Here is a 14,755-nt window from a genome sequence, read left to right on the forward strand (position 1 = left end):
ATTTTCTATGGAAGAACTGAATTCGACAATGCAACAACCGACAGCGTATAATGACGACGATATCAAGACGCTGGACTGGATGGAACATATCCGCCGACGCCCTGGTATGTATATCGGTAAACTGGGAGATGGAAGCTATCCGGACGATGGAATCTATGTATTGCTGAAAGAAGTACTCGATAACTCCATCGACGAATACATGATGGGGTATGGTAAAACCATAGAAGTCACCGTGGAAGAAGGTACGGTTTCCGTCAGGGACTACGGTCGCGGTGTTCCTCTTGGAAAGGTAGTCGACGTTTCCAGCAAGATGAATACAGGAGCCAAGTACGACAGTAAGGCTTTTAAAAAGTCTGTCGGACTGAACGGTGTCGGTATCAAAGCCGTAAACGCCCTGAGCAGCTATTTCCTGATCACCAGTTTCCGTGACGGAGAATGTAAGCGGGTTGAATACAACAAGGCGATCGTCACTGAAGAGTCCGGTATCCAACCGACTACCGAAGCAAACGGGACACTGACTTATTTCATCCCCGACAAGGAAATATTCAAGGAATATCAGTATAAAGACGAGTTCATCGAGAGTCTTCTGAAGAATTATGTCTTTCTGAACTCGGGACTGACCATTATGTACAACGGAAAAAAATTCCACTCACGTAATGGACTGGTCGATCTGCTGAACGAAAATATGACCACCGAACCTTTATATCCGATCATTCACCTGAACGGAGAAGACATCGAGGTGGTTATCACCCATAGCAACCAGTACGGCGAAGAATATTACTCTTTCGTGAACGGTCAGTACACGACACAGGGAGGAACGCATCTTTCCGCTTTCCGTGAAACGCTGGGACGTGTTATTAAAGAGTATTACAACAAGAACTTCGAATATTCGGACATCCGTGCGGGTATCGTTGCCGCCATCAGCATCAAGGTAGAAGAGCCGGTGTTCGAGAGCCAGACAAAAACCAAGCTGGGTTCCAAAGATATAGGTCCCGAAGGCCCGACAGTCGCTAAATTTGTCGGCGACTTTATCAAGAAAGAGCTGGATAACTACCTGCACAAGAACACCGATACTTCGGAAGCCCTGCTCCGTAAGATACTGGAATCGGAAAAAGAACGCAAGGCCATTGCCGGTGTTACCAAGCTGGCACGCGAAAGAGCCAAGAAAGCCAATCTGCATAACAAGAAATTGCGTGATTGCCGTATCCACCTGAACGATGCCAAAGGCGACCGTACGGAAGATAGTTGCATCTTCATCACCGAGGGTGACTCGGCGAGCGGATCCATCACAAAGAGCCGCGATCCGAACCTGCAGGCTGTTTTCAGTTTGCGCGGTAAGCCGCTGAACAGTTTCGGCCTGACTAAAAAGATCGTTTACGAGAACGAAGAATTCAACCTGCTTCAAGCCGCTCTCAATATCGAAGATGGCCTGGAAGGTCTGAGATATAACAAAGTCATCATAGCAACCGATGCCGATGTCGACGGTATGCACATCCGTCTGCTGCTGATCACTTTCTTCTTGCAGTTCTTCCCCGACCTGATCAAACGGAATCATGTCTATATCCTGCAAACTCCGCTTTTCCGTGTACGTAACAAGCAGAAGACGTATTATTGCTACTCGGAAGAAGAACGGTTGGCCGCCATCCAGGCCGTAGGAAAGAATCCGGAGATCACCCGATTTAAAGGTCTGGGAGAAATCTCACCGGACGAGTTCCGCAATTTTATCGGCAAAGACATGCGTCTCGACCCGGTAACAATGAAGAAAGAAGACCTGGTGAAGGAGATGCTTGAATTCTATATGGGTAAGAACACCATGGAAAGACAGAACTTTATCATCGACAACCTGGTTGTAGAAGAAGACGTTGTCAGTTGACGGTTGACAAGTGACAGTTGACAGTTATAGATGCAACAAAAGAAAATATGGAAAATAAAGATATTATGCGCAATAATCAGAACAGTGTAGAGAATATAGACCGTGACAAAACCTGTCAACCGTCAACTGTCAACTGTCAACTGAATAAGCGTATCGCCCTTTTCCCCGGAACGTTCGATCCTTTTACGGTCGGGCATCAATCGCTGGTAAGCCGCGGGCTGGCACTGGTCGACGAGATCATTATTTCTATCGGTATCAACGACAAGAAACAGACATATTTCTCGCTCGAAAAACGGATCGAAGCCATCCGCAGCCTTTATAAAGACGAACCACGGGTAAAAGTAATGTCGTACAACTCGCTGACTGTCGATTTTGCCACAGAAGTCGGCGCCGAATTTATCATGCGAGGCATCCGTACCGTCAACGATTTCGAATACGAGAAGAGCATCGCCGATGTCAACCGCAAACTGAGTGGTATCGAGACGTTCATTCTTTTTACAGAACCCGAACATACTCACATCAGTTCCAGCATTGTACGCGAACTGTTGCGGTATGGCAAAGATATTTCACTGTTCGTTCCGAAGGGAACCAACTTATATTGACTATTTACGAAACAAAGATTAAAATGAAACGAATCGTAGTATCCCTGCTCGCCCTGATGATCGCCATCACGACGGCAGTGGCCCAGAAACCGAATCAGGATGCCCGCAAATTATCCATGGCATTATATGCTATCTCGAATCTGTACGTAGATCCGGTGGATGATTCCAAGCTGGTGGAAGATGCAATCACCGGTATGCTGGAAAAACTGGACCCGCATTCCAACTATATGGATCCGGAAGAGACAAAAGAGATGACCGAACCGCTGCAAGGGAATTTTGACGGCATCGGTATCCAGTTCAATATGCTGACAGATACATTATATGTTATCCAGGTAATACCCGGCGGTCCTTCCGAAAAGGTAGGCCTGGTAGCCGGCGACCGTATTATCATGGTCGACGATACATTGATTGCCGGTGTTAAAATGAAAACAACGGACATCATGAAACGCCTGCGGGGACCGAAAGGGACCGAGGTCAGCATAAAGGTGTTACGTAATAAGAATCCGGAGCTGATCGAATTCAAGATCATCCGTGGTAAGATCCCTGTAACCAGCCTGGATGCCGCCTATATGGCAGACAAGCAGACCGGATATATCAAACTGAACCGTTTTGCCGCTTCTTCGGCCGACGAATTCCGTGACGCTCTTGCCAAGCTGAAGAAACAGGGAATGAAGAACCTGATCCTCGACCTGCAGGGAAATGGCGGAGGCTATCTCAATATCGCCATCGAACTGGCAGATGAATTCCTGGATAAAGACAAACTGATCGTTTATACGGAAGGAAGCAAACAGCCACGCGATGAAGCAAAATCAACTGTTAAAGGCAACTTTGAAGAAGGTCGCCTGGTGGTATTGGTAGACGAATCGTCTGCTTCTGCCAGCGAGATCCTGTCCGGTGCGGTACAGGATTGGGACCGTGGTGTAGTTGTCGGCCGCCGTACATTCGGTAAAGGGCTGGTACAAAAACCGATCCCTATGCCGGACGGTTCGATGATCCGTCTGACGGTAGCCCGTTATTACACGCCTACCGGACGAAGCATCCAGAAACACTATGAGAACGGTAAACTGGAAGACTACCAGCACGACCTGATCGACCGCTATAACCGTGGCGAACTGATGAGTGCCGACAGCATCCATTTCCCGGATTCAATGAAATATAATACACTGGAAACGAAACGCATCGTTTACGGCGGCGGTGGTATCATGCCCGACGTATTTATCCCGGTCGATACGACCCGCTATACCGATTACCACCGTAATCTGGTAGCCAGCGGACTGGTAAACCGCGTTTCCATGAGTTATCTGGACCGTAACCGTGCCGCGATGGTCAAGAATTATCCGAAGTTCAGCCAGTACAAGAAAGATTTCGTTGTTCCCGAAGAAACCTTACAGGAACTGATCGAACTGGGTAAAGGTGAAAAGATCGAGTTCAACGAAGAACAATACAACCGTTCCAAACCGCTTATTACCCTTCAGATAAAGGCATTGATTGCCCGCGACCTGTACGATATGGCCGAATACTTCCAGATCATCAACGACGATAACGAAAGTTTCAAGGAGGCTCTTCGTATTATTAATGATGAGGCTGTTTATAATAAGGAACTGGGAAGATAAGAGACAAACAATAAAAGGAGACAGACATCTTCTCCGCTTTATAAACAATCGTGTCAGCAAAGTGTATAAATACTTTACTGACACGATTGTTTTTTCACAACATCTCCATAATATCCTTCCACCCTGTCACTCTCTGATACATTTGATCCTGAACACACATATTGTGCGGCTGACTGAACAGCACCTTCCGGCCTTCAAAATACCGAAGGTTCTTCAGATGATCGTCGATCATAATATCTCCTTTTATACTATCCTTACGTCCGCAAAAGATCATTTGCTCCCAGGTGATGAACGGGAAATGTTCGTTCAGCCATTGTTGCTTTTCGATCAGGCTACCGGGAAATTCGGTTGCGGAGGAAACGATCAAGACATTATACTTATCATTCAACAATTTCAGTCCTTCCACACTATCTTCCATAAGAGGGGCTGTCCTGAAAAAACCGGCTTCCCTCACATGTCTGTTAAATGAAGGGAAAGCCTCTTCTTCTGATTTTCCACACAAATCTTCCCTTTTTAACCGGATACCGGAATCTCTATATTCCATTTTAATAAACTGGCCATACACATCCGCCAGAACTCCATCCATGTCTACTAATACCTGTGACTTCATACTTTTTAGAATTATTAATAATTAAACAATCATATTTTCCAAAATGTAACCAGCCAGCTTCTAAAATCCGATTGCGGAGTTTCCTGCAAATTTGCAGGAATTCAAAAGAAGAATCACACAATACGCAAAAGTCCGCAAATAGAAATAAAATATCTCATAACCGGCGCTTGTTACTACGAAATATATGTATATTTGCGGTAATATGCAATATATGATTCTCGGATATATGCTAAAAGAAGAAAGACATCAGTACATATTAAACCGCATAAATCAGAATTACAGGATTTATATTACCGCACTAAGTGCAGAACTGGGTGTGTCGGACGACACCTTACGTCGTGACCTGACAGAATTGGACGAACGGGGCTTACTGACCAAGGTACACGGAGGAGCAATCGCCAAATCCGGTATTCCTATCGAATTTACAGACCGGCTGAACACGGGAATAGCCGCCAAGCAGCAGATGGCAACCAAAGTTATCCCGTTATTCCATGCCGGAGATATCCTACTGATGGACGGGGGAACCTCCAACCTGGAAGTCGCCAAGCAACTCCCGACCGATATTCCTCTGTCGGTTTATACGAACAGTTTTCCGATAGTCAACACGCTATTCAACCATCCCAAGCTCGACCTGATATTTCTGGGAGGGAAAGTATTCCCTTCTTCCCAGGTCACGCTCGGAGTTTCCGTCTTCCAGGCATTACAAACGATAAGACCGGACTGGCTGATCCTGGGAATCAGCGATGTGCATCCCCAACAAGGATTAACCTGCCCGGACCGGGAAGAGGCCATGATAAAACGATGTATGATAGAACGGGCACGGAAACGGATCGTCCTGGCGGACAGTTATAAACTGAATACGGCAGAAGCTTATCATGTTGCTTCGCTGGGAGATATAGATTATCTGGTCACGGAAGATAACAAGAAAGAGTATATCAGGGAGAATTGGCCGGCTTATTCATATAAGGTTTTATAAGAAAAAAATGAAAAGGAAGTGCCCGTCCCATTGGGCACTTCCCTTTTACTTTTACCAACCTGTCGGCTGACTGATATTCGGATTCGATGTCACTTCTGTCTGAGGAAGCGGCCACGAATCATATTTAGGAAATGTACAAGTACGATTTTCAATTGTTACGAACGCATTATCTTTCGGGTTCCATGCTCCATAAATCGGTCCGTTCATTACTTCCGCACCAATGCCCCACCGACGTATATCATCGTAGCGTTTCCCTTCGAAACAAAGTTCCACACGGCGTTCACGACGATATAATTCGCGAACTTTCTCCTGCGTATTATACACACTTTTATCCATATTCGGCATTCCGGCACGATGGCGGATCATATTGATATATTTTTCTACATCCGGATTTTGCCAGTCGCCGCTCTCAACCAAACATTCCACATAATCGAGCAAAACCTCCGCATAACGATAAAGCGGATAATCCAGACTACCGTTTCCGGTAGCACGATCCTGTTCATCAATGAATTTCTTCATCATATATCCTGAACGGACAGCCCCCGTCTTACCAACATAATCGCTACCGTCTTCATTAAAAGGCTCATACGTATAATTAGAGATAGTCGTATTGTCACCCGGCAAAAATACAGTAGCATACAATCGGGGATCTCTGGGTTTATATAAAGGATCTTTCTCATATTTCAGCTTTTCATCCGCCGGCAACGACTGGATTGTCTTGCCGTCCATCGTTTCATAGGCATCGACGAACGACTTCAAGACAGCAGATACACCTTGTCCGCCCAGCGGTGTCCCCATATTACGGAACCAGATATTATCCAGACCGCTGCTTTTGAACATAATACGTTCCTTGTTCTGCTCGCCGACGTAACGGAATAAATCCCGGTAATTCTTACCCGGATCGTCATCTGTCGCACTTGAATAATACAATTCAAACTTACCCGAATCCATCAGTTTCTTTGCAGCCTCTTTAGCTACATCATATTTCTTGAATTGCAGGTTTACGTCCATCTTCAATGCCAAAGCCGAAGAAACCGACATGCGGTCGCGGCGTCCTTCATCCCATAGAAATTCCAGGTCATTAGAGTTTATAACCATATCCAATTCCTTATTAATGAAATCCAGACATTCCTCAACCGTATTACGCGGTTTATAAATTTCAGTTGGAGTTAAATCCGTATCGACTACTGGAATACCATCATTTCGACCATACCAGCATAATAAACGAATATGATACCAGGCACGCCAAACCCTGATCTCAGCTTTCATACGTGATCTCTCCTTTTCATCTGCAAAATAAGCGTTATCTACAAATTTAAGGAAACGGTTACAGCGACGGATGCGGAGATAATAATTCTTCCAACTATTAAATGTCGATTCCCATGAAGAAGGTGCATTATTATCGGTAGGCGGAACCAGCGATCCGTTCCCTAAGCTAACGATACGCTGTTCAAAGTTCGACTGAAAATACATATTGTCGGTTGCCCCTTCAAGAAACACCAGACCGAGTTCATCCCCACCGTATGCACCTTTCACCCACAGCTTGCATTGTCCTAATGCGTTCTCACACTCATTCATTGTTTTCCAGAAATCATCATCGGTAACACCGGTCGGATGATCCTTCTCCAGGAAGTCTGAACAGCTACTGCAAACCAGCAGCAGACACGTAAGCAGAAATGCTTTCGGATTTATTTTATTATACAGTTTCATATATTCTGTTTTTGAAGTTTTTAATTAGAAATTCAGGCTGACACCGGCCGAATAAGTCTTTACTAACGGATAAGAACCTCTCTGTCCGCGGCTTTCCGGGTCTGTCAGTTTCTCCTGTGCAAAAGTGAAAGGGTTCTGTGCATTCACATATAACCGGATATTAGAAATACCGATCTTTTTCAATCCCAACTGATCGAAAGTATAACCCAACTGAATATATTTCACACGACAGTAACTCGCATTGAAATGCCAGAAATCAGACGTATGATAATTACTGCCATAGGTAGAATTCGGAGCCATTCTCGGATAGCGGGCGTCTGTATTGGTCGGAGTCCAGTAATCCGTCTGGACAGCCAGCGGAGTTTGCCCGTCACCGGACACATTCAGGCCAAAGGAATAAGGCTCGCTATAGTAAGCATCCACAGCGGTAACACCCTGGAAAAGAATCTCAAAGTCCCACTTTCTGTAATTCAATGATATATTGGCAAAATAGTTCAGATCGGGTTGGTCATCCCCACGGATAACCCGGTCGTCTGTCGTAATCTTTCCATCAGGCTTTCCATCCGGTCCGGATACATCTTTATATTTGATATCACCGGGCTGTTGACCGTCAAAGATGGTAACACCCTCTTTAGGAACCCATTTATTATCTGCATCTTTCGTAAAGTCACTCTCTTGCAACAGACCTTCCGTGGGATAAACATAGTAGCTGTTTAATGCATAGCCAACCTGATGAATACGGTCGCCTTTGTCATAAGGAGCACCGAACAAAGATTCGATCTTATTTTTATTCTGTGATAAGCCGGCATGTACATTGAATCCGAATGCTTTATACTGCTTTCCATAATTCACATCCAATTCCCAACCCCTGTTCCTTACTTCTCCGGAATTAAGAGGGGCCGCACTTGTTCCGCCGATAAAAGAAATAGGAGGAGTGATGATCATATCTTTTGTCAGCTTGTCATAATAATCGAATGTAACGGTCCAATCTTTGAACAGACGAATATCAGCACCGATATTCAACATATGGACTGTTTCCCAGGTAATATCCGGATTACCGAAAACTGTTTCATTTCCGTTGCCTGCATCGATCAACGTCTGATATTTATACAACCCGATATTCTCATTTCCCAATAACCCGTATGAAGCCCTTACCTTGAATTCATTTACCTGTTCCTTCAAAGGTTTCATAAAACTTTCTTCATGCAGGTTCCAACCGGCAGCAATGGAAGGGAATACTCCGAACTTATTTCCTTTACCGAAGCGGGAAGAACCGTCCCGGCGGATCGTTCCTTCCAACAGATAACGACGGTCGAATGTATAGTTGACTTTGGCAAAAACAGAAGTCATCGACCAGCGGTCCCAATCCCCATTATTAGTCAGCTCCTGATTGTAACCCCCGATACCGAATAAACGATGTTTTTTCTTTTCCCAGGTATATTCAGCCGTCGCACCGATATAGTAATAACTGGAACGGTCCTTGGACGCAGAGTAGGAAGCTCCCCATGTCTGGAGAAACGCACCGGAGTTATAATCGAAAAAGTTATAGGCTTTCCGTTCATCCCGCTGCGCACTACTGCTGATACGGTATGAATATTGTCCTCTAAGGATCAACTTCGGTATGACCTCCCAGCGCGGAGCAATATTGATACTTATATTATCTTCCAGATTGGTACGGATACCGCCACGATCCAGGATTGCAGCCGGATTACGCTGTTCCGGACGATTCCCATAATAGACGATATCGTTTCCTTCTTTCATCGGATAGCGGATCACCGTATTGGGTGGAGTTGAATAAATATAAGTAAAAATATTACCTCCATTATCAAACAGAGGTTTCTCCCTGTTCGTCCGGTACGAATTAAAGTCCATGTTTACCGACAAGTTATCCAACAGACTGACAGAGGTATTGGCACGGATATTCAGACGATCGGAATTGGTATTCTGTACCAGACCGTCATTTTTCAGATAATTGGCGGTCAACGCAAAACGTGCCAGGTTACCACCACCGGAAACCGACACGGAATGGCTTTGAAGTGAACCGTTCTTAAACAGGAAATCGGTCCAGTTCGTATCCGGATAATTAATAGGATCGGAACCATCCCTCGTCTTGTCGATCGCTTCCTGCGAATAAACCGGATTACCGCCGATATTCACATTCGCAGCATTCACCATTTCCATATATCCTGCCCCGTCAATAAACTCGGGTAGATAAGTAGCCTGTTGAATACCATAGTATCCGTTATAAGAGACATTGACTTTCCCGGGAGTACCGCGCTTTGTTTTGATAACAATCACCCCGTTTGCCGCACGTGCTCCATAAATAGCTGCAGCGGCGGCATCTTTCAACACCGTAACACTTTCAATCGTCGTCGGATCAAGATTGTTCATATCCATCGGAACACCATCTACAAGGACCAACGGATCATTGTTCGTTTGCAAAGAGGAAACACCCCTGATCTTAATAGTTGCCGCATCAGCTCCGGGTAACCCCGATCCTTGATTGACAGAAAGCCCTGTTATACCTCCCTGCAATGCCTGCGACATAGAAGTCACCGGTTTACTCGACAGATTGGCAGAAACGTCCAGAGAGGAAATAGAAGAAATAGAGTTCAGTTTTTTCTCTTCCGAGAAACCGGTCACCACGACTTCGTCCAGCGCTTCGACATCTTCAATAAGCGAGACATTCAGATTGCTGATAGCACGTGAAACAACATACTCATAATTTTTAAAACCCAAATAAGTAAAAACAATAATATCCCCTCTCTTTGCTTTCATGGAAAAGTATCCGCTCGCATCGGAGATCGTTCCCAGCTGGGTTCCTTTGATCGAGATATTTACTCCGGCTAAAGGTAAAGGAGGTTCGGATTGTTCAAAAACCTGCCCCTGGATAGTCCAGGACCTGTCATCGGTAATACCGGGGCTACTGTTTACGCTTGTTTCCACTTTGCCGACAGATGGCAATTCCTCGTTGGCAGCATAACCAACGCTGATCCCCAGAAACAAAAATAACACCATCAACTTCCAATGATGCGATCTTTGCGGGATCATTTGTAACGACTTTTTCATTTGTAATAAGTTTAATGTAACAATACTAATGTGTTTGAAAAGTGCATGATATCTCTATCTGCATTTGCGACATGTTACATTGTATGGCCTCTGATGTAGGGAAACACCTCTTTGCATAAGTTTGTATTCATGCTGGAGTTAGATTTAAGGTATCCATCAATTCCCCAAGTGGATAGTTAATAAATAAAGAAGCGTGGGAACTGTTGATCGTACCTGGCTTCTAGGCTCTCGACTGCCCGCAACAGAGGTATAAACAACAGCCCACGCTCTTTACCTATAATAGACCCACGGATACAATATACCCGTAGATGTATATAACAAGGAAAAGAACATGAGCGTTTTGAAGTTGTCTATCATCCACTGTTGCTGAAATTGTCGAGATTTCGAAGCCTGGATAATATCTTTAAACGCTTATGTTTTCTAATAAATTTGTGTAAGCGGCAACGCTTTGCCCGTTCAGACACGCCACAAATATAAAGAGAAGAATTGAATCTCGGCGAGAGAGAGACTATTTATTATTAAAAAGAATAAAAGAAATCTGTCCTCCGGAGAAATTTCTTCAGATATCCTTTCAGCCTTCAGCCAACCATCTGCATTGAAAAACAATCATTTCAACTGAAGGGTGAATAAAATGATACAACACTATAAAAATACCATTTTCAAAACATATATGCTTTGACAACAAAACACCTATGCTTTGCATTCAAAAGTCCTGACTTAACATTTCAAAACATAGGACCTTTTTTCCGGCACCTGCCGAATCCCGGACGGGTGCTTACCCATTTATTTTGAATAACTACCTGTTTTTTTTGAGTAACGTTCCATGTTTCAGTACGACAGTATTGAGAAACAATACCCACAGCCCAACTGAAGGATGAAAGGTAATAAATAAAATGCTATGGGAGAGATAAAAAATACGTATGTTTTTAACGACAAATACGTATGTTTTCCAAATCAAATACTTATGTATCTTGCATTGAATACTTATGTTTTTTTCCTGAGATGCAACTATTCAATTTATGATAGCATCATATTGATAAAGACATTAACAACAAATCAGTATGAAACGATTCATCCGTACTCTTGTATCAACAACTTTGATTGCAGCAGCTTTTTGCCTGTTTTCGTGCGATAATGACAGCGAAGGTTTTGGTTTTACCGGTAAAGACGGCCTTCCCAGTGCATTTAAAACAGACAACCGAGCGATCTACCTGTCGTATTCCGGTAATCAACTGTTGAAGATGATGGAAAAAGACGGTTCCACCACCTCCTTCAATTATGAAGGAAACGAATTTCAGGGTGTCTCCTTTGCCCCTCCTGCAGACCCCAATATCGCAGACGGACATGGATTTGTCGATTTTGAGAAGGAAGGAAACAAAATCATCGTAAAACAGGGTGGAGAACCGAGCATGGACGTTTCCTATAATCAGGAAATCGAACTGGACGAAAACGGATTACCGATCAAAATAACGGACCTGGGTGCATTTCAAATGACCGGCGAAGGATATAAGAAGATAGGAGATGGGAGAAATTATTCGATACTGACCTTCGACCCGTCGACAAAGAACCTGGCAAAGCTCGAAATATTCAGCCTTGAGGATTCGAAGCTTATTACAACCCATACCTTTACATACAACAATCAACCCGGTTCAATGAGCCAGGTGGAACTGCCGTCATGGTTCTTCGGTTTCTGGTTCCAGAAAAGTTTATATTCAACAGGGGTATATCCCCGCCAATACCTCAGCCACCAAAACACACTTACGGAAGAAACTATAACGGATGGTGAGACCGGGAACACCCAAACCATACATTATAAATATGCTTACAATAAGCAGTCATATCCGGTATCGGTAGACAATGGGAACGAGAGTATGGAGATAAAATACTAACCGGCAGTCACAACCCGACAATCCGTATATCATCTTTGTAGGCTTCACATTCTCCTGCCGTTTCTCCTTGGGGAGTGAGTAAACAGGAGTCGCCTGCATAGATGATACCGGTAGGATCGGTTCCGGCACAGTTGACGGCAATGATATTCGCCCGGTTCTCAACGGCACGTTCACGGAGAAGACGGTTCCAATCGTCACGGCGCGACTCCGGCCAGTTAGCAATATAGATCGCCGTATCATACCGGTCGTCATTCCGGCTCCAGTCCGGGAAACGGAGATCATAACAAATATAAGTGGCAAAACGATGTCCCTTCCAATGAAGTACCAACTGCCCTTCCCCCGGAGAGAAACTACCTTTCCTGAAACAATTATGCTTGTCATAATGCTCATAATGCCCATCCGGGAACACAGCCAGTAAACGATTATAAAATTTCCCTGCTTCCTTATAAATCGTAGAGCCGATCACCAATGCGTTGCTACTTGCCGCCCATCCTTGCATCCTCCCGATAACTGCCGGATAATAGCTCGCCACCTCATCTTTGTTCTGCACCGCTATTTCTTTATCCTTTTTCTTCATTTCACAACCGGAAACAAACAGTTCGGGAAATACGATCACGTCACAACCTTTACATTGCTCCACCCGTTTCTGAAAAGCATCCAGATTTGCTTCCACGTTTCCCCATGCAAGATGAGCCTGCACCAAAGCAACGCGACAGGTTTCTTTATTTTGGGCCGGGATGGCAATGCTAACCAGTACAAAAAAGGCAACGAACAAATATTTCATATATTCAGAATTAAGAGACGGTCGCAAATATAGAAAAATAATACATCACTATATGACCGGAAGTACAGGATTATAGCGGGAATCTATATATCTTTGCTTCTAAAAAAATGAATCTATCTGAGACAGAGACTTTAATATGGGATTGGAACGGGACGTTGCTGGATGATGTAGATGCGAATGTCAAGGTTATCAACAAAATGCTTTTAAAAAGGGACTTGCCTCTGCTGGATTTACATACTTATAAAGATATATTCTGCTTCCCGGTCAAACAGTTTCATATCCGGATAGGTATCGACTTTAGTAAAGAATCGATCGAAGAAATTTCAGCCGAATATATGGAGCTTTATAAAAGTTACGAAAGCTGTCTGAAATTAAATGCCGACGCCCCTTTTATACTGGACTCGATAAACGCAAAAGGCATAGACCAATACATATTATCTGCCGCTGGAAAAAACGATCTGTTACGTATGCTCGACCATTTCCATTTAACAGATAAGTTCAAAGGGATATACGGTTCAGAAGATATTTGTGCAACCGGTAAAGTCGGGATCGGACAGAAACTGATCAAAGACAACTCCCTGAATCCCGACAAAGCAATTATAATCGGAGATACGGTACATGATGCAGAAGTAGCAAAAACATTAGGGATAAAATGTATTCTTTATGCCGGTGGACATAACAGTTATGATCTTTTAAAAAGTGAATCCAAAGTCATCGCCAACTTAAAAGACATAGATATATAAATTTGAGACATTAATAACTACGTACTGTCGTCTTTGTTTGGCCAGTCATAAAGCTATTCATAAAAACATTTTCGTAGAGGACCCCTAATGTGTCGGAAACGACACAGGTGGTCTTATAAATAGTGCCATTGCATGTCCACTCTAATTCCACTTCTTCCAGTCCAAGACGCAACAGCAACATTTGATCCAAACTATTCTTTACATCTTTCCTGATATTTTCTGCCTTTTCTTTATCAATAGAAGAGAACTCTTTCAAACTCACCAATCTTGTTTTCCCATACGCTTCAGCAGGATAGCCTGTACCATCAAGTATCGCAAGCTTAACCCTCTCCAGATCCTCTTCCGTAGAAATCTTGCCGAGGTATTTATAATCTGTAAGGACATATTCAAGGTGATATTCAACCGTATTTTTCATTATCGCATCCAGTTGTTGTTTCCATAAAACGGAATCGGCCGACTGACTGCCGGACAAGTGCGTTGTAGCTCCACACCAAAAAGATATCCCCATGAATAAGCAAAAGAAAAAGCTGATAATGATTATTCTTGTTTTCATAATGTTTGAGTATTAATTAGAAATATGCGAAATTACAATCCTCATATGGTTTCTATGAGACCCCATCAAACACGATCGATTCTTTTTATAGGCTTAGTTTAATTTACTTGTGGATATTATTGACTTCAAATACAAACAACAGGAGCCGGCCCTATTATTTTGCAATTATCGAATTTCATAAATCTATTGATAACAGGTATGTCACGCACAAATGTAACAATATTGCAGACAAATAAGTAAAACGCCCTTATGTTTTAATTAATTTTAAATAATCATTTTAAGAAATAAGAAGAAAGATAGGAAACACACAACATTAAACTCTCATTCGGTATG

Annotated in this window: 11 protein-coding genes; 6 read left to right on the forward strand and 5 right to left on the reverse strand. The window is 43.6% G+C overall.

The window, feature by feature from the left end; translation table 11 throughout:
• Positions 1–7: 7 nt before the first annotated feature.
• The 3 genes from IEY67_RS00785 to IEY67_RS00795 all read left to right on the forward strand — a co-directional run bounded on the left by IEY67_RS00785 (position 8) and on the right by IEY67_RS00795 (position 4,088).
• A complete protein-coding gene (locus tag IEY67_RS00785) occupies positions 8–1,873 on the forward strand; it encodes a DNA topoisomerase IV subunit B (RefSeq protein WP_183670438.1) in 1,866 nt (621 codons plus the stop codon).
• 140 nt (positions 1,874–2,013) lie between these two features.
• A complete protein-coding gene (gene coaD, locus IEY67_RS00790) occupies positions 2,014–2,475 on the forward strand; it encodes a pantetheine-phosphate adenylyltransferase (RefSeq protein ID WP_183670595.1) in 462 nt (153 codons plus the stop codon).
• Between the two features lie 23 nt (positions 2,476–2,498).
• Positions 2,499–4,088 carry a S41 family peptidase gene (locus IEY67_RS00795; RefSeq protein WP_183670437.1) on the forward strand — a complete coding sequence of 530 codons (1,590 nt, stop codon included), beginning with the start codon at positions 2,499–2,501 and terminating at the stop codon, positions 4,086–4,088.
• A gap of 94 nt (positions 4,089–4,182) precedes the next feature.
• Here the strand turns inward: IEY67_RS00795 and IEY67_RS00800 are convergent, their stop codons facing one another.
• A complete protein-coding gene (locus IEY67_RS00800; RefSeq protein ID WP_183670436.1) occupies positions 4,183–4,698 on the reverse strand; it encodes a 5' nucleotidase, NT5C type in 516 nt (171 codons plus the stop codon).
• 211 nt (positions 4,699–4,909) lie between these two features.
• Here IEY67_RS00800 and IEY67_RS00805 point away from each other — a divergent pair, with 211 nt between their 5' ends.
• Positions 4,910–5,674, forward strand: coding sequence for a DeoR/GlpR family DNA-binding transcription regulator (locus tag IEY67_RS00805; RefSeq protein WP_229800919.1), 765 nt, complete (start codon positions 4,910–4,912; stop codon positions 5,672–5,674).
• A gap of 51 nt (positions 5,675–5,725) precedes the next feature.
• On the opposite strand, the gene IEY67_RS00810 is transcribed toward IEY67_RS00805, so the two are convergent.
• Complete coding sequence (locus IEY67_RS00810) at positions 5,726–7,384, reverse strand: RagB/SusD family nutrient uptake outer membrane protein (protein WP_122353178.1); 1,659 nt, start codon at positions 7,382–7,384, stop codon at positions 5,726–5,728.
• A 24-nt stretch (positions 7,385–7,408) separates the two neighbouring features.
• Positions 7,409–10,453 carry a SusC/RagA family TonB-linked outer membrane protein gene (locus IEY67_RS00815; protein WP_229800920.1) on the reverse strand — a complete coding sequence of 1,015 codons (3,045 nt, stop codon included), beginning with the start codon at positions 10,451–10,453 and terminating at the stop codon, positions 7,409–7,411.
• Positions 10,454–11,514: 1,061 nt separating this feature from the next.
• Between IEY67_RS00815 and IEY67_RS00820 the strand changes: the two genes are divergently transcribed.
• Positions 11,515–12,342, forward strand: coding sequence for a permease (locus tag IEY67_RS00820; protein WP_183670435.1), 828 nt, complete (start codon positions 11,515–11,517; stop codon positions 12,340–12,342).
• Between the two features lie 7 nt (positions 12,343–12,349).
• Here IEY67_RS00820 and IEY67_RS00825 read toward each other — a convergent pair whose 3' ends face one another.
• The gene (locus IEY67_RS00825) at positions 12,350–13,126 is read right to left on the reverse strand and encodes a nitrilase-related carbon-nitrogen hydrolase (protein ID WP_122375644.1); all 777 of its coding nucleotides are present in this window, start codon (positions 13,124–13,126) and stop codon (positions 12,350–12,352) included.
• 107 nt (positions 13,127–13,233) lie between these two features.
• Between IEY67_RS00825 and IEY67_RS00830 the strand changes: the two genes are divergently transcribed.
• A complete protein-coding gene (locus IEY67_RS00830) occupies positions 13,234–13,869 on the forward strand; it encodes an HAD family hydrolase (RefSeq protein WP_183670434.1) in 636 nt (211 codons plus the stop codon).
• A 10-nt stretch (positions 13,870–13,879) separates the two neighbouring features.
• Here IEY67_RS00830 and IEY67_RS00835 read toward each other — a convergent pair whose 3' ends face one another.
• Positions 13,880–14,422, reverse strand: coding sequence for a hypothetical protein (locus tag IEY67_RS00835; protein WP_183670432.1), 543 nt, complete (start codon positions 14,420–14,422; stop codon positions 13,880–13,882).
• Between the last annotated feature and the right edge of the window lie 333 nt (positions 14,423–14,755).

The organism is Parabacteroides faecis, assembly GCF_014647375.1.
Taxonomy (GTDB): Bacteria; Bacteroidota; Bacteroidia; order Bacteroidales; family Tannerellaceae; genus Parabacteroides; species Parabacteroides faecis.

Excerpts from the sequence above, each read along its gene's own strand:
- IEY67_RS00825 (WP_122375644.1), bottom strand. The coding sequence starts at position 13,126 with ATGAAATATTTGTTCGTTGCCTTTTTTGTACTGGTTAGCATTGCCATC.
- IEY67_RS00820 (WP_183670435.1), top strand. The coding sequence starts at position 11,515 with ATGAAACGATTCATCCGTACTCTTGTATCAACAACTTTGATTGCAGCA.
- IEY67_RS00795 (WP_183670437.1), top strand. The coding sequence starts at position 2,499 with ATGAAACGAATCGTAGTATCCCTGCTCGCCCTGATGATCGCCATCACG.
- IEY67_RS00835 (WP_183670432.1), bottom strand. The coding sequence starts at position 14,422 with ATGAAAACAAGAATAATCATTATCAGCTTTTTCTTTTGCTTATTCATG.
- IEY67_RS00815 (WP_229800920.1), bottom strand. The coding sequence starts at position 10,453 with ATGAAAAAGTCGTTACAAATGATCCCGCAAAGATCGCATCATTGGAAG.
- IEY67_RS00830 (WP_183670434.1), top strand. The coding sequence starts at position 13,234 with ATGAATCTATCTGAGACAGAGACTTTAATATGGGATTGGAACGGGACG.
- IEY67_RS00785 (WP_183670438.1), top strand. The coding sequence starts at position 8 with ATGGAAGAACTGAATTCGACAATGCAACAACCGACAGCGTATAATGAC.
- IEY67_RS00810 (WP_122353178.1), bottom strand. The coding sequence starts at position 7,384 with ATGAAACTGTATAATAAAATAAATCCGAAAGCATTTCTGCTTACGTGT.
- IEY67_RS00805 (WP_229800919.1), top strand. The coding sequence starts at position 4,910 with ATGATTCTCGGATATATGCTAAAAGAAGAAAGACATCAGTACATATTA.
- IEY67_RS00800 (WP_183670436.1), bottom strand. The coding sequence starts at position 4,698 with ATGAAGTCACAGGTATTAGTAGACATGGATGGAGTTCTGGCGGATGTG.